Consider the following 16,978-nt stretch of genomic DNA (forward strand, 5'->3'; position numbering starts at 1 on the left):
CACGGTGTCCGGTTCGCTCGGCGACGTCCGTATCGAGGAACAGCACAGCGGCCAGAGCGCGGAGAGTGACGGCCGAACGCCGGACGCCGCACAGGCGGCACACGCCCGGGAGGCCGAACCCGCGAGCGGGGGAGTCTCGGGTGGAGGACCGGTGGGTGAGGCCGCGTCGGACGGGGGAGCGCCGGACGGGGGAGTGCCGGCTGCGGACGGGTCGGGTGGAGGCGAGTCGGGTTCGGACGTGTTCGACGGGGAGGCGTCCGGTGAGGACGGCGTGTCGGTGCTGGGGCGTCCGGGCTTCGGCTTCGAGGCACCTCCCGTCGCCGACGCCTCGGGCGGCCCCGGTGTCCCGACGGCCCCCGGAGCCGGTGCCGAACCCGCCGTTCCGGGCGCGGACGTGACCGACGAACCAGGGAGCGGCGCCCCGGAGCGCGCCGGACGGACGGACGCGGAACACGCCGCCGCTCGACGAGAGGCAGGCGCGGGCGGTGCCCGGGCCTCGGACGGTGCCCGGGTCGCGGGCGGTGCTCCGGCGTGGGACGACGGACTGATCGCCCGCCGCGCACGACCCGGCGCGGAGGAGGCGCGGTCCCGTCCGGTCGTCGAGCCGGGCGGGCGCGAGCACACGTCGGCGATCGTGGGCCGGATCGACGAACCGGTCCAACTCCCGCTCACCGAGGGCCGGATCGAGCCCTGCGCGCCGCAACGGCCGACCGCTTCGGGCACCGGTACGGCGCAACTCCCTTCCGCCGTACGCGGACGAGTGCGGTCCTTGACCACGGCCGCGAGCCCGTACACCCCGCCGACGGCCCTGCTCCCGCACGCTGCCCCGGCGGACCCGCCCAGGGCGCCCGCCACGGCCCCGAGGTATCTGGAACGCCTGGCGGAGCTGGAACGCTCGCACCTGGACCGGGCTCACACGAGCCGATCCGCGGGCCCGGACCGTCCGCTGCAGCCGCCGCAGCAGGACCGTCGGGCGGCGGCGGAGGTCCCGGCCGTGGAACAGCCGGGCGTCGAGGGTGCGGGTGCCGAGGAGACCCGTGTCGCGAACCCGGCTGCACCGGGCGCCACTTCCGGGTGCCCCGTCTCCGAGGAGACGACCGCGGTGACGAACGCAAGGACGGCCGCGGAGGCGACGACGGTCGCGCCCGTGCCGGACCTTGCGCCACCCCCCGGACGCCCGGCACGTCCGGGACAACCGGTTCCTTCCGAGACGTCCGCGTATACGGGAGGGCCCGCGCGGCCGGAGGCGCTGCCGGGCGCCGAGGCGTCGACCGACGGGGGCCTCCGGGTGCCGCCGCGGCCCACCGAACCACCCGTTCGAGCGCCGCTGTCCGCCGCGCCGCCCGTACGAGAGCCGCTGCCCACCCGGCCGACTCCCGCTCCCGAGTCGCCCGCCTCGGCGGATGCACTCTCGGAGACGCCCGCCTCGGAGGCTTTCCTCCCCGGGGCGCCCGACTCGCAGGCGTTCCTCGCCGGGCGCCCGATCCGGGAGGAGACCCGGGACCCGTACGGCAGGCAGGCTCCCCATCCGTCGACGGCCCCGTACACACCGGAGTACGCACCGGAACACACACCGGAGTTCGCACCGGAGGGGCCGTCGTCCGCGCCCGAGTGCGCGGAGGACGAGGAGCAGCGGCTGACAGCCCCGCTCGCGCAGTCGATCTCGGTTCCCGAACTGCCCGCCGAAGCCCCCGTGCGGGCGGGGCGCCGGTCGGGCCCCACGGCGCCGGGCGGCGAACGGGGGCTGGGTCGGCGGCTCCTCGCCCTGCGCGAACTGGTGGGGCTGTCCCGGACTCGGCTGGAACCGGAGAGCCTTGCCGAAGCGGTACGGGTCCTCGACGAGGCCTCGGCACGCGGCAGGCTCTCCCGCGCCCACACCACGGTGGCGGTCGCCGGACCGACCGGATGCGGCAAGTCGACGCTCTTCAACGCGCTTGCCGGCGCCCAGCTCTCGGAGGCGGGCGTGCGCCGGCCGACGACCGCGACGCCGGTGGCGTGCGTGTGGGAGACCTCGGAGCGCACCGGTGGGGCGGACGGTCTGCTGGAGCGCCTGGGCGTGCCCCCGCGTGCCCGCCGTCGCGCGCATCTGCGCGAGGGCACCCACCGGGAGCTCGGCGGACTCGTCCTCCTCGATCTGCCCGACCACGACTCGCTCGCCGAGGGGCACCGCCAACAGGTCGACCGGCTGCTGCAGTTGGTCGACGCGGTGATCTGGGTCGTCGACCCGGAGAAGTACGCCGACGCGGTGCTCCACGAGCGTTATCTGCGACCGCTGGCGGGGCACGCCGAGGTCACCTATGTGGTGCTCAACCAGGTCGACCGGCTGCCGGAGGAAGCGGCCGGCGAGCTGCTCGACGATCTGCGCAGGCTGCTCGACGAGGACGGTATGGCGCTCGGGGAGCACGGCGACCCCGGAGCCCAGGTGCTCGCCCTGTCCGCGCTCAGCGGCCAGGGCGTGTGCGAACTGCGCGAGGCACTGGGCGAGTTGGTGAGCCACCAGCTCGCCGCGGCCCGCCGGTTGGCCGCGGACGTGGACCGGGTGGTCGACGAACTGCGCCCGGTCTGCACGGGCGCGGGGAACGCGAGGCCGGAAGGGCTCACCGCCGAAGTGCGGGAGTCGTTCGAGGAGCGGCTGGCGGTGGCGGTCGGCGCGGCTGCCGCGGGCCGCACCGCGGAACGGGTGTGGCTGCGGCAGGCCGATCTGGCCTGCGGCACCTCCTGGGCGGGGCTGGCCCGTTGGCAGGTACGGCGTGCGGGAGCCCGCCGGGGCGAGAAGCCGGACGGCTGGGCGATGGGCGAGCAGCCCGCGAAGGACCGGGCGAAGGCGGGTCGCCAGGGCCGCGCGGCGGCGCTCGCCACGGTGGCACCGGCGGAAGCCGGCAATGCGGACGGCCCCGACGGGGGCATCGCCCGACCGGGCGGCGGCAGCGCCGACGGAGCGGCACGTCCGGGAACACAGGCGTCCGAGCACCTGCGCGGTGCCACGGACCGCGGGCCGGCGCTCCACGAGGGGGCGGGCGGTGCCTCGGGCGACCGCGAGCTGCGGGAACCGGGCGGCGATCGGCAGAGCACGGCCTGGGAGCAGCACACCGGCAGGCCGGTGGTCGAACAGGCGGTGCGCGGGTTGATGGACGACACCACGAGGGGTCTGCCGTCCGCGTGGGCACGCGCCGTGCGGCACGCCGCTCGTACGGGCGGGGAAGGGCTGCCCGGCGCGCTCGACCGCGCGGTGGCGGGCGCGCGACTGCCGGTGCGTCCGGTGCGTCCGGTGCGTCCGCGCTGGTGGACGGCTGCTGCGGTCGGTCAGGCCCTGCTGCTGGCGTTCCAGCTGATCGGTGTGTGCTGGTTGCTCGGCGGGCTGGTGGCCGGCGGGATGGGCGCCGAACGGTGGCTCCCGTTCGGGCTGTTGGTCGCCGGGGCGCTGGGCGGGCCGGCGCTCGCCTGGGGCTGCCGGGTGGCGGCGCGCGGCCCGGCCAGGGCGTTCGGGCTGGAACAGGAGTCGAGACTGCGCCGTCTTGCGGCGGACTGCGGCCGGGGTCGTGTCCTGGAACCGGTGGCGGCCGAGCTGCTGCGCTACACCGAGGCCCGCGAGCAGTACGTGCTGGCGGCCGGCGGGCCGGAGAGCGTCGGTCCGATGCGCTGAGCGTGCGCGCGGCGCGGTCGGGCAGCGGCGGGCAACGGTGAGAGCTGTCGAAGCCCTGTGAGCGGCGGCAGTCGGTGAGAGCGGCGGGAAGCCGTGGCAGGTCGTTCCTACGGCTGCCACGGCTTCCCGCCGTTGTGTGTCTGCTCGCACGGGGAGGCGGCCCTGCTGCGGAGGCGGACCACGGGGATCCCACCGGCTGCAACCGCAGAGGTCCGCCGCAGCGTCAATTCCCCGTGAGGGTGGTCGAGTTGTGCACAACCGGCCAGTAGTCCACAGGCGCGAGCGGGATTCTGGCGCAGGCGGCAGCATGGTGCTGTCGGCGGCGGCGCCGACGGCCTCGCGGCACTCTCGCGGTGTTCGGGTCCCGCGCCGCCGGTAGGCCTTCTCCGGACTGCCGGATGTTGAGGAGCGAGCGTGAGCGGGACCAGCGCGACTGTCACGGGCAGTGCGGCCACCGGGATCGACGGCGAACCGACCCCGGTGCGGGGCGGGTCGGGAGACGGGCGCCGTCCGTTTCGCGAGCGGCGCGGCGGCGCTGGGCCTCGTGTCCCGTGCGCAGCACCGTCTGCGGTCCGGCCGGGCCGCAGACGCTCGGACGTGTGTTTCGGGTGAAGGGCCGACATAGCCCGCGAAGCCCACAAAGCTGCGTCCGGCGGCGAGTTGGTGCGGCGTCGTGAAGGTCCGGGTTCGCGGCATTCGGCGATAACGATTCTGATTCGGAAGGCGAAGTGATCGTGAAAGTCGGTGGTCGCGACATTTTCCCTCTCTACGATCCCGGGCAGGCTTGCTGGGTTCGTCCCAGTCGTCGATGTGGGGATGACGAGGGGAAGAGGATGATCTCGAAACGCGGCCGGTCGGCTGTCTCGCTTCGCGGGGCCAGGGCCGTTGCGTTCGGTCTGACGATGGCTTTCGCGCTGACCGCGACGGCGCCCGGTGCGAGCGCCGAGGAGCTGACCCCCGAGGACTCCGGCGGAGGAGCGGTCGCCACCCTCGACGGACTCGCGGTGCACGGAAAGGCGATCATCCACGAGGAGGGCGAGCGCATCCCGACGGGTGCCGGGCTCTTCGAGATGGCGGTCGCCGGCGGCGGCAGCCTCCAGACCTACAGCGTCGACATGCTCGGCACCACGCAGGAGCAGGCGCAGTACCAGGAGTCCTCCTGGCGTGCTTCCTCGCTGCACGACAATCCCGACGCGGGCAAGATCCGCTGGATCCTCAAGAACTCCTACCCCCAGGTCAACGACCTCTCCGTGCTCGCGCGCAAGGCGGGCGCGGGCAAGCTCACCCCGCAGGCCGCCGCGGCCGGCACCCAGGTCGCGATCTGGCGCTACTCCGAGCACACCGAGGTCACCGCGGTCGACAAGAGCGCGCAGAAGCTGGCCGCCTACCTCTACAAGGAGGCGAGGAAGGAGGCCGAGCCCGGCTCCTCTCTCGCCCTGAGCCCCTCCTCGGTGGCGGGCAGGCCCGGAGACCGGATCGGTCCGATCACCGTGCGCACCGCGGCGCAGAGCGCCACCGTCAGCACCGCGCCGGACGCGGGCGAAGGAGTGCGGATCACCGACCGCAAGGGCGAGACGGTCACCTCCGTGAGCCACGGCGACAAGGTCTACCTGGAGATCCCGGCGGACGCCGAGGACGGCGCCACGGCGCTCACCATCGAGGCGGCGACGACCGTTCCGGTCGGCCGGGTCTTCACCAGCCAGGGCTCCGAGACGACCAGCCAGACGCAGATACTCGCCGGCTCCAGCGAGGCGACCGCGGCCGCGACGGTGAACGCCGTCTGGGCGGCCGAGGGAGCGATACCCGCGATCACCGCGCGCAAGGACTGCGGCGGCGGTGCGGTCAACGTGACCGTCGACAACAGCCGCGGCGACGCCCCCTTCGAGTTCACCCTCGGCAAGGAGAAGCACCGGGTGGCGGCGGGCGCCGCCGACCGGGTGGCGGTGCCCGTCAAGGAGGACCAGGCCTACCGCATCGGCATCGCCGCGCCGCAGGGCCGCTCCGAGACGTTCAGCGGTGTGCTCGACTGCGCCCCGAAGTCCGAAGTACCCGCCGAGACACCCGGGTTGAGCGTCCAGACGGAGCCGGTGACCGTCGGTGGCAGCGACTCCGAGCCGAACCTCGCCGAGACGGGGAACACCAGCAATGTGCCGCTGCTCATCGGCATCGCGGCCGGAATGCTCGTCCTGGGCGCCGTGGCGATCCTGATGGTGCGGCGCACCAAGGCGGAGTCGGACGATCTCGCTGCCGACGACACCGGGAGCGACGCGGACGCGGACGACGACACCTCCGAGGACGCCTCCGCGGCTCGGACCGACGACGCCTCCCGCGCAGGTGTGGCGGGCGATGCGGCACCGACGGCCGACGGCCGGGAGGACGCCGACTCGGACGCCGGGGACGAGCCCGCCCCGAAGTCCCGCGGCGGCGACGGCGACAAGGACTCCGAGCCCGGGCGGTGAACTGCACCACCGGGGGCGGCCGTCGCGGACGGCGGCCTCCGGTGGGGCCGGGACGCCCGGATTTCATCGCAGACGGCTAGTACGGCAGGATGGGACCATCTGCCCACTACCACACTGCCGGACGGTTTCTCTTGGCTGAGTACATCTACACCATGCGCAAGGCGCGCAAGGCGCACGGCGACAAGGTCATCCTTGACGACGCCTCCTTCAGCCTCCTGCCTGGTGCGAAGATCGGCGTGGTCGGGCCGAACGGCGCCGGCAAGTCGACCGTTCTGAAGATCATGGCCGGCATCGAGCAGCCCTCCAACGGCGACGCGTTCCTCAGCCCCGGTTACTCGGTCGGCATCCTCCTCCAGGAGCCGCCGCTGGACGAGTCCAAGACCGTCCTGGAGAACGTCGAGGACGGCGTCAAGGAGATCAAGGGCAAGGTCGACCGGTTCAACGAGATCGCCGAGCAGATGGCGACCGACTACACCGACGCCCTGATGGAGGAGATGGGCAAGCTCCAGGAGGAGCTCGACCACGCGAACGCCTGGGACCTTGAGGCCCAGCTCGAGCAGGCGATGGACGCCCTCGGCTGCCCGCCCGGCGAGTGGCCGGTGGTGAACCTCTCCGGCGGTGAGAAGCGCCGCGTCGCGCTCTGCAAGCTGCTGCTCGAGGCCCCCGACCTGCTGCTGCTCGACGAGCCCACCAACCACCTCGACGCCGAGTCGGTCCAGTGGCTGGAGCAGCACCTGGCCAAGTACGAGGGCACCGTCGTGGCCATCACCCACGACAGGTACTTCCTGGACAACGTCGCCGAGTGGATCATGGAGCTCGACCGCGGTCGCGCCCACGGCTACGAGGGCAACTACTCCAAGTACCTGGAGACCAAGCAGGCCCGGCTCAAGGTCGAGGGACAGAAGGACGCCAAGCGCGCCAAGCGGCTCAAGGACGAGCTGGAGTGGGTCCGCTCCAACGCCAAGGGCCGGCAGGCCAAGTCCAAGGCGAGGCTCGCCCGTTACGAGGAGATGGCGGCCGAGGCCGAGAAGATGCGGAAGCTGGACTTCGAGGAGATCCAGATTCCGCCCGGCCCGCGTCTGGGCAGCGTCGTGGTCGAGGTGGAGAACCTCTCCAAGGCGTTCGGCGAGAAGGTGCTGATCGACGATCTGTCCTTCACCCTGCCGCGCAACGGCATCGTGGGCATCATCGGCCCCAACGGCGCGGGCAAGACCACGCTGTTCAAGATGATCCAGGGGCTCGAGGAGCCGGACAGCGGGAAGATCAAGGTCGGCGACACCGTCAAGATCTCCTACGTCGACCAGTCCCGCGCCAACATCGACCCGAAGAAGACCCTGTGGGCGGTCGTCTCCGACGAGCTGGACTACATCAACGTGGGCCAGGTCGAGATGCCTTCGCGCGCCTACGTCAGCGCCTTCGGCTTCAAGGGCCCGGACCAGCAGAAGCCGGCCGGTGTGCTCTCCGGCGGTGAGCGCAACCGCCTGAACCTGGCGCTCACCCTCAAGCAGGGCGGCAACCTCCTGCTCCTGGACGAGCCGACCAACGACCTGGACGTGGAGACGCTCTCCTCCCTGGAGAACGCCCTGCTCGACTTCCCCGGCTGCGCCGTGGTCGTCTCCCACGACCGGTGGTTCCTGGACCGCGTCGCGACGCACATCCTCGCCTACGAGGGCGAGAGCAAGTGGTTCTGGTTCGAGGGCAACTTCGAGAGCTACGAGAAGAACAAGATCGAGCGTCTGGGTGCGGACGCCGCCCGTCCGCACCGCGCGACGTACAAGAAGCTCACCCGCGGCTGAGTGCGCGGGCCGGTCGCCGGGAGACGCGTGTCTTCCGGCGACCGGTGCCAAGGGGGCCGCCGTCCTGTGACGGGCCCCGGAACCGGGACGGGGAGTCCATGCGCCACCTCTACGAATGTCCGATGCGCTGGTCGGACATGGACGCCTTCGGGCACATCAACAACGTCGTCTTCATGCGGTACCTGGAGGAGGCGCGGATCGACCTGATGTTCCGGCTCGCGCGTCGTGCCGACTCCGGTGCCTTCACCGGGGGTTCGGTCGTGGCCCGCCACGAGGTGGACTACCTCCGGCCGCTGGTCCACCGGCACGAGCCGGTCACCATCGAGACCTGGGTCGCCAAGCTGGGCTACGCCTCGGCGACGCTCGCGTACGAGATCAAGGACCCCGACGTCGTGTACGTCAGGGCCAAGACCGTCGTGGTGCCCTACGACCTGGAGGCAGCCCGCCCCCGTCGTCTCACCGACGAGGAGCGCACTTTCCTGGAGGCGTACGTCGATGACAGCTTCAACAACCGTGCGTCGGCTGACGTTCGCTGACCCCGGCGAGGCAGCCGGTTTCGCGGCGCTGCTCCAGAGGCTGGTGCGCTGGGAGAAGAACGCCTCGGTGCGGGTGAAGTCGGGCGGCGGCCGCGACGAGGGCCGCGGCGAGAGCGGTGTCGTGGGTGTCTTCGCCAAGCCGGCGCGCTTCGAGGTGCTGGCGATCCGTACCGCGCGGCTGCTGCGGCCGATCGAGCTGGACAGCACGGTCGCCGCGGGTGAGCTGCTGGAGTCGGTGGACGAGGGCGCCGAGGCGATGACGGTCCCCTCCCCGGTCACCGGCCCCTCGTGGGCCGGAGTGCTCCCGCCCCGGAGCGGCTGGCAGCCGCTGGGCGAGCTGCCGACGGACTCCGTCCGCACGGTGGCGGCGGCCACGGTGAAGGAGTTCCGGGAGCGCGCGGAGCGACTGACGCAGCGCGACCGCGGCACCCTGGACGCGCTGGCCGAGGAGATCTGGTCGCGGCCGTTGGGCCGGACCGAGCTGCCGCTGCGGGCGGTCCACGCCGCGCACGCGCTGGGTTTTCTGCACGGGCAGCAGCCGACGACCCTGCTGAGCGCGGGGAGTTGGCTGCGGCTGCGCACCCGTTACGGCTCGGTGGCGGTGCGCACCTCGGTCGGTCCGAGCCTCTCGGTCACCCCGACCGCGCCGGGCGGCCACGGCTCGTAGGCACCCGCCGCTCACCGCCCGCCGCCCGCGGCGCCGATCCCGGCCCGCTCGGGCGGTCCGGCGCGGAACCCGGGGGCCGACCCCGCCCCGAAGTGCCCGAAGCACTCGCAGCCCGACCCGAAGCACCCGCAGCCCGACCCGAAGCACCCGCAGCCCGCCGCACCGTCTGCCGTGCGGCGGGCAACTGCGTGCTCAGCCGGGCGCGTTGATCATCGAACGGGCCGCGTAGACCATGTAGTTCCACAGCTGCTGCTCCAACTCCGGAGCCAGCTCCAGACTGTCGACGGCCGCCCGCATGTGACGCAGCCAGGCGTCGTGCGCTGCCTGGTCGACGGTGAACGGTGCGTGCCTCATCCGCAACCGCGGGTGGCCCCGCTCGTCGCTGTAGGTCCGCGGCCCGCCCCAGTACTGCATCAGGAAGAGCGCCAGTCGCTCCTCGGCGGGGCCGAGATCCTCCTCCGGGTACATGGGCCGCAACAACGGGTCCTCGGCGACGCCCTCGTAGAAGACCCGGACGAGCCGACGGAACGTCTCCTCGCCCCCGACCTGCTCGAAGAACGTCTGCTGCTGCAAGCTGCCGCGCGGAATCTCCATCACGTCACCATGGTCGCAGATCCCCGCGCCCCCGCGGTCGGCCCGGAACGATCGCCCCGGGCCGACCCGGGTCGGCCGCCGCTCGGGACAGCCGCGGGAACGGCTCCGTACCTGCACGCCCGTACGCCCGTACCGGCGTACACGTACGCCCGTGCCCGCACGCCCGCGCCCGGGTGCGGGCCGGACGGCGTGCGGGGATCAGGCGGCGTCCCAGCGGAACAGCTTGCCGGCGATCAGGGTGAGCACCGCCGCGAACAGCAGCAGCCCGCCCATCACCGGCAGCGCGGTGCCCCAGCTCTCGCCCCGGCTCAGTACGCCCTGCATGGCGTCCGAGAGGTGCTTGAGCGGCAGGAAGTCCGACAGCGTGCGCACCCACTTCGGCGCGAGGTCCAGCAGGAAGAAGGAGCCCGAGAGGAACGCCATCGGCAGCACGATCAGCTGCGCCATGCCGTTCGCCGCCTCCTCGGACTTCGCGACCGCGCCCACCACCAGGCCGATCGACATGAACGCCAGGGTGCCGGTCACCACGAGCGGCAGACACAGCCACCAGTCGCCGCTCAACTTGAGCCCGTAGTACGGCAGTACGGCGATACCGAGGAAGATCGCGGTCTGCGTCAGGGCGAGTCCGAGGTTCACCCCGACCCGGGCGCTGACCACCGAGCCCGCGCCGACCGGTGCCAGCCACAGCCGCCGAAGAATGCGCTTCTTCCGCCACGCCACCAGGTTGTACGAGGTGCCGAAGACGGCTCCCATCGCGACCGCCCAGCCCAGCAGCCCGGGGGTCAGGAACTGGATCTGCTTGACGGACTGGTCCTCGACCCGGTCGGTGGCCAGTGCGTAGGCGGGCGGTTGGCCGGTCGCCTTCTGGTTGGCCTGCTGGAGCACGGAGTCCACGACGCTGCGCACACTGCCGGCCTTGGCGCTGTCGGCGCCGGAGACCCGCAGCTCGATCCGCTCGGTCGGGCCCGACCCCGCGCTCTTGCCGGCCGTCTCGGGTTCGTAGATCACGCCGTCGGTGTCGCCCTTGCGCACCTTGGCGAGCGCCTGCTCCAGCGCGTCGCGCGAGCCGTCGGTCTTCTCGACGACCATGACCTCGCGCAGCTGCTCGCGCTGCTCGGCGGGGATGTCGTCGAAGACGGCCACATCGCCGACCTGCACCACCTTCACCTGTGGCGCGGAGGTGTCCTTGAAGAGGGCGCCGAACAGCACCAGGAACATCAGCGGGAAGATCAACATGAAGAAGACGGCCGCCCGGTCGCGCAGCAGGCCCAGGGTCATCGTCTTCGACAGAGTGAGGAACGCCTTCACTCGCGGAACTCCCGTCCGGTCAGGCTGAGGAAAACGTCCTCGAGCGAGTCCACGCCCAGCTCGCTGATCAACGCGTCGGGAGCGTCGACCCGCAGCACCTTGCCGTGGTCCATGACCGCGACCCGGTCGCACAACTGCTGCGCCTCGTCCATGTAGTGGGTGGTCAGGACGACGGTGCGGCCCTCCTTGTTGAGGTCGCGCAGCAGGTCCCAGAGGTTGCGCCGGGCCTGCGGGTCGAGACCCGTGGTCGGCTCGTCGAGGAAGACCACCTCCGGATCGTGCACCAACGCGCAGGCGATGGACAGCCGTTGGGCCTGGCCGCCGGAGAGCTGGTCGTCGCGTACGCCCGCCTTCTCGGTCAGCCCGAAGCGGTCGAGCATGGCGTCCGCCTCCCTGGCGCCGATGCCGTACAGCGAACCGAAGGTCCGGATCTGCTCCCTGGCTGTGAGCCTCTCGAAGAACGCGGAGGCCTGGAGCTGCACACCGATGCGCGGCAGCAGCCGGTGGTTGCGCGGCCAGGACGACTCGCCGAGGATGTGCGAGCTGCCCTCGTCGGGCTCGCGCAGGCCCTCGATGATCTCCATGGTGGTCGTCTTCCCCGCGCCGTTCGGCCCGAGGATCCCGTAGAACTCGCCACGCTTCACCTGCAGAGTCACCCCGTCGACGGCCTGTACGTCGCCGTATCGCTTGCGGAGGTTCTCGGCCGAGATCGCGACAGCGTCGGCACTGATCGTCATACCGGGACGCTATCGGCTATCCGGCCGGTGCGGGAGTCCGTTGCCGGGACCGACAACCGCCGCAGACAGTGGGCCCACCTGCTGTCCGAGTCGGGCCGGGGCCGGTTCGGGCCGGTCCGGAACCGGGCTCCGGGCCGTGTCGGAGCCGGTGCGCGGGCGGGTGTGGGCCCGCCTCTCGCGCTGCCCTCGCAGGAACCGCCGGCACCGAGCACAGTGGAGGGATGGGAAGGCAAGCCCTGCTCGACGCACTGGTCGCCGCGGGCGCGCTGAAGGATTCTGCCTGGCGCGAGGCCTTCGGCGCGGTGCCGCGCGAGACCTTTGTGCCGGAGTACCTCATCAGTACCGGCAGTGGCGGTGAGCGGCGTTCGCGGGACGACCCCGACCCGGCCGCCCGGGCGCGCTGGCGGGAGGGAGCGTACGAGGACGTACCGCTGGCGATCCGGCTGCACGAGGGCGAGTTGATCTCCTCCAGCAGCCAACCTTCGCTGATGGCGGCGATGTTGGAGGCCCTGCGGGTGAGCGAGGGCATGAACGTGCTGGAGATCGGCACCGGCAGCGGCTGGAACGCCGCGCTGCTGGCGCACCGCCTGGGCCAGGAGCGGGTCACGACCGTCGACGTCGAACCGGAGATCACCGAGGCCGCGCGCGCCCACCTCGCCGCGGCCAGCTACCGGCCGACCGTCGTGACCGGCGACGGGGCCGTTGGCCACGCCCGCAACGCCCCCTACGACCGGGTGATCGCGACCTGTGCGCTGCGCCGCGTGCCCTGGCCCTGGGTGGCGCAGTCCGCGGCGGACGGACTGATCCTCGCGCCGCTCGCCACCGGCCTGATAGCCCTGCGGGTGTGCCCGGTCGGTTGGGCCGAGGGGCGCTTCCTGGAGACCCCGGCCTACTTCGTGCCGTTGCGCGGTGCGGACCAGTTGCGCCGGGCGCCGATGCGGCCCGCCGGGGTGCCGGCCGGGGCACGGGCACAGGACTCGTTCCGTTTCCTGCTGACGCTGAGCGCGGACGTCCTGGACCCCCGGGAGGCGTACGAGTTGTGGCGGCGCGAGGGCGAGCCGGGACGGGAGCGCTTCGGCATCACCGTCACCGAGAGCGGGCAGTGGGTGTGGCTGGACAGCCCGGACGGCCCGCACCGCTGGGCCCTGGCCGCGCACCCGCCGCACCGCTGAACTCCCGTGCCCGTACGGCGCGCACAGCCCGTGCGCCCCGTACGCGGCCCGCCCCGCGAGTGCCGCCCCGGCATGGGTACGGCTCGCACCCCCGCACGCGTACGGCCCGCGCGCTCGCGGAGGCGGTGCGCGCGGGCCGTACGTGTACGACGCCGGTCGTGCCGTGGAGGTGCGGGGCTCAGCCGCGGTGGAGGGTGATGGTCGTCCAGGCGCCCACGTGCACGCGGTCGCCCTCCTGGAGCGTGACCGGGATGAAGGGCTGTATCGGGTCCTCGGCGCCGTTGAGCGTGGTGCCGTTGGTCGAGTCCTGGTCCACCACGGCCCAGTTCCCGTCCGGCTGCTGGACCAGGAGCGCGTGCTGGTGCGAGACGCCCGGGTCCTCGGGGGCGCGTCCGAGGTCGATGTCCGGTGCCTCGCCGGTGGACTGGCGGCGGCGGCCGATGGTGATCTGGTGGCCGGTGAGCGGCAGTTGCTGGCCCGGCCCGGGCTGCGGGATCTGGAGACCGGCGCCCTCCGGACCGCTGCGCTCCATCATCGCCTGGAAGTACTCCGGGTCCTGCGTGATGATCACCCGCCACGCGCCGGGCGGGCCCTGCTGCTGCCCGGGCATCTGCTGGCCCGGGGCCTGCTGGCCGTACGGCTGCTGGTACGGCTGCTGGCCCTGCGGCGCGAACTGCTGCGGCTGGCCGTGCTGTTGGGGTGGGTGCGGCTGTTGGTGCGGCGGCGCCTGCGGCGCGAACTGCTGCGCCTGCTGCGGAGCGCCGGTCTGCTGCGGCGGGTACCCGTACTGCGGCTGCTGCTCCGGCGGGTACTGCTGCGCCGGCGGCTGCTGGCCCTGGGTGTAGGACTGCTCGGGCGCGCCGGGGTACTGGGGCGCGCCGCCCTGGACGTGCCCGGTGCCGCCGGCGAAGGGCTGCTGTCCCTGGCCCGGGTACGGGCCCTGCGGCGGCTGCTGCCCCTGCGGATACGACTGCTCGGGCGGGCTGGGGTGCTGCGGCGAGGGGGGCTGCCGGTTGTACTGCGGGGCAGGAGCACCGGCGCTCGGCGGGGCGAGGTTCCAGGACGTCTCCGCGCCCTGGCCCCCGCCCGGGACCTGGCCCGTGCCGGGCGGTATCCGCTCGGCGGTCCGGTTGGTGCGGCCCGAGTCGGTGTAGTCCAGCGGCGCCGCACCCCCCTGCGGCGGATAGCCGCCGGGCGGCGGACCCGGAGTGGGGTACGGGGTGGGCTGGCCGGTCAGGAAGTTGTACCGGCACTCCTCGCAGAAGTGCGCCTGCGTCTCGCGCTGGGTGCCGCACTGCGGGCAGTGCTCGCCGGTGCCGCCGCTGCCGGGCTGCCCGGTCGGGTACTGGCCGGACGGCTGAGGGGCGGGGTAGCCGTAACCACCGGCGGGCGGCGGGGGAGGCGGCGGCGGGACCGGGGAGCCGGGTGCCTCCGCCATGCGGTGACCGCAGACCTCGCACCAGTCGTTGGCCGCCGACTGGTGGCCGTTCGGACAAGTCGGCATCTCGGGCTGCCCCCTCCGTAACTGCTACTTCTTCACTCGAACCGTTTTGGTCGACCGGGTTTCCAGTGTCATCTTGTCGGCGTCAGTCACCCGAGCCTTGAGCCGAACAGTACCCGCAGCGGCGTCCACCACGTCCACCACCTTCGCGAGCAGTTTGGCGGTGTCCTCGTTGCCGGAGGCCGATGCCAATTGCACGGCACGGCCGAGTTTGGCGGTCGCCCCGTCCTCGTCGCCGGTCTTGCGCAGCTCCAGTCCCTGCTGGATGACCCTGGCAAGCTCGGCCTGCCCGGTGTAGTGCGCCACCTGCGGGTTCAGTGTGGTGCCGGCCGCCACGTCGTCGGTCCACACCGCCTTGATCAGCCCCTGCGCCAGGGACAGCGAAGTGCCGTCCGGCTGCGGGCGGGTGAGGGAGACGCGGGCCGCGAGCATCTCCTGACCCACGGAGGCCGCGGGCACCCGTACGCACACGTGGTAGTCCCGCGACTCGTCGCCCCAGGAACCGGTCGGGTAGTCGCCGGTGCGCGGACCGGTGTCGGTCCTGCGGGCGGAGAGGTCCTCCACCGTGGGCGCGACCTGCTTGACGTACCGGATCTCGGCGCCCTGCGGTGTCCACAGACGCAGATTGATGTCGGCGACCTCCTTGCCCATCGCCGTCGCCATCATCTGTGTGAAGTCCTCCGCCAGACCTTCGGAGTCGGCGACGATGTCCGCCGTGCCGAGCAGTGCGGAGGCGATGGAGGTGACCTCCCGCACGTCCCAGTCGGTGCCCACTCCACGCGCGTCACACGTGAAGCGGCCCGCGCACTCCTCCAGCGCGGTGCGCAGCTCTTCGGGCTGCTCGTGCTCGTTCTTGCCGTCGGTGAGCAGAACGCCGTGCTTTATCGGCGCCTCGCTGGTGGCCAGCAGCCGATCGGCGCACCGCAGCCAGGTGCTGATGGCGGTGCCGCCGCCCGCGGTGAGGCCGCGCAGGGCGGTTTTGGCCGCGCTCCTGGTCTCCCGGTCCGCGACGGCGAGTCGGCCGTCCCCGGGATAGATCTCGCGGACCTTGTGGGTGCCGGCGACCACCGCGAAGGAGACCCCGTCGTGCAGGGTGTCGACGGCGGCGGCGGTGGCCTCTCCGGCGTTGCGGAGCTTCGCCTCGGGGTAGTTCATGGACCCGGAGCAGTCGACCATGATCACCACGGCGGCCCGCGAGGCGCTGACCGTGCCCGCGCTGTGCACTCCGGACCCGTCGCTCACCAGGGGAACCCCACCGCTCGTACCCCCTCCCGTGGAGGTGACGGTGACGATCGCGTTGACCTCCTCGGCGCCCTCGGGAAGGAACTTGTTCTGGTACACCTCGGCCGAGAAGCTCGGCACGTTCTCCTTGGTGAATCTCGCCATCCGCGTGTGTCCCTCTTCCCCTCGGTGCGCGTACGACCGGCCGCCGTGGCAGCGGAGTTCGGAAGAAGGGTCCGGCGCTTCCCCCGAGTGTCGGTCCGTCAGGCCGATCCTGCCCGCGTCCCCGTGCGCGGGAACGGCAGGAGCGCCACCGTTACGTTGTCGTGGCCCCCGCTGCGCAGGGCGAAGTCGACCAGGTGCCGGGTGGCGGCCTGCGGCGCGGTACGGGCGTCGGCCGGGACCGCGGCTGCCATCTCCGCGGCGGACTCGGCGTAGTTCCACAGCCCGTCGGTGCAGACGACGACCACGCCGGTGCTCTCCGGGGCGAACGAGGCGGTGTGCGGCTCGACCTCGTAGGCGTCGGCGCCCAGCCAGCCGGTGATCGCGTGCGCCCGCGGGTCGGTGTACGCCTCGCTCTCCGGCATGAGCCCGGCGGCCACCATCTGCGCGGCCCAGGAGTCGTCCTCGGTCAGCCGCGAGGCCGGCGCGGAGCGGTCGTCCGGCACCCAGTAGACACGGCTGTCGCCGACCCAGCCGACGGTGAGGACGTCCTCCACCACCACGGCGGCGACCAGGGTGCAGGCGGGGGAGTTCTGTTCGGGGTTGCGGTCGGAATCGGCGAGGGAGTTGACGGCGGCTCCGGCGCGCAGGATCGCGTCGTGCATCGCCTGCTCGGGCCCGGCTCCGGCGGCGAGGTCGTCGCGCAGCGAGGCGCAGGCCGTGCGCGCCGCCGCGGCCGACGCCTCGTCGGGCCGGGTCGAGGAGGAGACGCCGTCGCAGACGACGGCGAGAACCGCGTTCCGTCCGCCGGGCGTGACGCTGTGGGCGGCGGCGAAGAAGTCCTCGTTGCGGTGGTGGCGGTGGCCGCGGTCGCTGACCACGCAGACGCCGTCCAACTGCTCTTCCATGTGGTCCCGTTCGCGTGGCTGGGCATGGCCGCACCGCTCGCAGTAGCCGTCGCGGTGGAGGCCGGAATGGGTGCAGACCGGGCAGGCGGTGCCACCGGCCGGTGTCGCGGTGGTGGGGGCGACCGGCCGGCCCTGCGGGGGCTCGACCGGCGCCGGGGCAGCGGGCGACGCCGGCCCTGCGGGCGCTGCGGGTGCTGCGGGCGCTGCCGGTGCGCGGCCGGGCGGTGGGGGCGGGGGCGGCGCGGGTGCGGGCTGCGGAGGTGCGGCGGGTGGC

Annotated in this window: 12 protein-coding genes; 6 read left to right on the plus strand and 6 right to left on the minus strand. The window is 72.8% G+C overall.

All coding sequences use genetic code 11. The features are described 5' to 3' along the window. Positions 1 to 4 precede the first annotated feature (4 nt). The 5 genes from MTQ01_RS25330 (at position 5) to MTQ01_RS22010 (ending at position 9,101) form a co-directional block, all read left to right on the plus strand. On the plus strand, positions 5 to 3,643 hold the full coding sequence (locus MTQ01_RS25330) for a GTPase (RefSeq protein WP_374207836.1): 3,639 nt from the start codon (positions 5 to 7) through the stop codon (positions 3,641 to 3,643). A 902-nt stretch (positions 3,644 to 4,545) separates the two neighbouring features. Further along, the gene (locus MTQ01_RS21995) at positions 4,546 to 6,102 is read left to right on the plus strand and encodes a thioester domain-containing protein (RefSeq protein WP_247492516.1); all 1,557 of its coding nucleotides are present in this window, start codon (positions 4,546 to 4,548) and stop codon (positions 6,100 to 6,102) included. 131 nt (positions 6,103 to 6,233) lie between these two features. Then, on the plus strand, positions 6,234 to 7,898 hold the full coding sequence (gene ettA, locus MTQ01_RS22000) for an energy-dependent translational throttle protein EttA (RefSeq protein WP_247492517.1): 1,665 nt from the start codon (positions 6,234 to 6,236) through the stop codon (positions 7,896 to 7,898). Between the two features lie 98 nt (positions 7,899 to 7,996). After that, positions 7,997 to 8,434 carry a thioesterase family protein gene (locus MTQ01_RS22005; RefSeq protein WP_247492518.1) on the plus strand — a complete coding sequence of 146 codons (438 nt, stop codon included), beginning with the start codon at positions 7,997 to 7,999 and terminating at the stop codon, positions 8,432 to 8,434. Further along, positions 8,394 to 9,101 carry a hypothetical protein gene (locus MTQ01_RS22010; protein WP_247492520.1) on the plus strand — a complete coding sequence of 236 codons (708 nt, stop codon included), beginning with the start codon at positions 8,394 to 8,396 and terminating at the stop codon, positions 9,099 to 9,101. Before MTQ01_RS22005 ends, MTQ01_RS22010 begins: the two co-directional genes overlap by 41 nt. A gap of 192 nt (positions 9,102 to 9,293) precedes the next feature. Here the strand turns inward: MTQ01_RS22010 and MTQ01_RS22015 are convergent, their stop codons facing one another. The 3 genes from MTQ01_RS22015 to MTQ01_RS22025 form a co-directional block, all read right to left on the minus strand. Beyond that, positions 9,294 to 9,698, minus strand: coding sequence for a globin (locus tag MTQ01_RS22015; protein ID WP_308294428.1), 405 nt, complete (start codon positions 9,696 to 9,698; stop codon positions 9,294 to 9,296). Between the two features lie 195 nt (positions 9,699 to 9,893). Then, on the minus strand, positions 9,894 to 11,003 hold the full coding sequence (locus MTQ01_RS22020; RefSeq protein WP_247492524.1) for an ABC transporter permease: 1,110 nt from the start codon (positions 11,001 to 11,003) through the stop codon (positions 9,894 to 9,896). Next, the gene (locus tag MTQ01_RS22025) at positions 11,000 to 11,740 is read right to left on the minus strand and encodes an ABC transporter ATP-binding protein (protein ID WP_247492525.1); all 741 of its coding nucleotides are present in this window, start codon (positions 11,738 to 11,740) and stop codon (positions 11,000 to 11,002) included. The genes MTQ01_RS22020 and MTQ01_RS22025 overlap by 4 nt, the downstream gene beginning before the upstream one ends. A gap of 221 nt (positions 11,741 to 11,961) precedes the next feature. On the opposite strand from MTQ01_RS22025, the gene MTQ01_RS22030 reads away from it, so the two are divergent. Further along, entirely contained in the window at positions 11,962 to 12,912 is a 951-nt protein-coding gene (locus MTQ01_RS22030; protein ID WP_247492526.1) for a methyltransferase domain-containing protein, read from the plus strand. A gap of 178 nt (positions 12,913 to 13,090) precedes the next feature. Here the strand turns inward: MTQ01_RS22030 and MTQ01_RS22035 are convergent, their stop codons facing one another. From MTQ01_RS22035 to MTQ01_RS22045, 3 genes are all read right to left on the minus strand, one after another. After that, positions 13,091 to 14,416, minus strand: a complete 1,326-nt coding sequence (locus MTQ01_RS22035; RefSeq protein ID WP_247492527.1) for an FHA domain-containing protein — start codon at positions 14,414 to 14,416, stop codon at positions 13,091 to 13,093. A 24-nt stretch (positions 14,417 to 14,440) separates the two neighbouring features. Then, positions 14,441 to 15,799, minus strand: a complete 1,359-nt coding sequence (locus MTQ01_RS22040) for a VWA domain-containing protein (protein WP_247492528.1) — start codon at positions 15,797 to 15,799, stop codon at positions 14,441 to 14,443. 98 nt (positions 15,800 to 15,897) lie between these two features. Next, positions 15,898 to 16,978 (minus strand): PP2C family serine/threonine-protein phosphatase (locus MTQ01_RS22045; protein ID WP_247492529.1); only part of this gene is annotated, 1,081 nt, incomplete at its 5' end.

The sequence above is a fragment of the Streptomyces sp. XM4193 genome (assembly GCF_023072595.1).
In the GTDB taxonomy this organism is placed as follows: Bacteria; Actinomycetota; Actinomycetes; order Streptomycetales; family Streptomycetaceae; genus Streptomyces.

Bases quoted from the DNA above. Each gene is read 5' to 3' on its own strand.
- MTQ01_RS22040 (WP_247492528.1), bottom strand. From the start codon at position 15,799: ATGGCGAGATTCACCAAGGAGAACGTGCCGAGCTTCTCGGCCGAGGTG.
- MTQ01_RS22035 (WP_247492527.1), bottom strand. From the start codon at position 14,416: ATGCCGACTTGTCCGAACGGCCACCAGTCGGCGGCCAACGACTGGTGC.
- MTQ01_RS22010 (WP_247492520.1), top strand. From the start codon at position 8,394: ATGACAGCTTCAACAACCGTGCGTCGGCTGACGTTCGCTGACCCCGGC.
- MTQ01_RS22030 (WP_247492526.1), top strand. From the start codon at position 11,962: ATGGGAAGGCAAGCCCTGCTCGACGCACTGGTCGCCGCGGGCGCGCTG.
- MTQ01_RS22025 (WP_247492525.1), bottom strand. From the start codon at position 11,740: ATGACGATCAGTGCCGACGCTGTCGCGATCTCGGCCGAGAACCTCCGC.
- MTQ01_RS22005 (WP_247492518.1), top strand. From the start codon at position 7,997: ATGCGCCACCTCTACGAATGTCCGATGCGCTGGTCGGACATGGACGCC.
- MTQ01_RS21995 (WP_247492516.1), top strand. From the start codon at position 4,546: ATGGCTTTCGCGCTGACCGCGACGGCGCCCGGTGCGAGCGCCGAGGAG.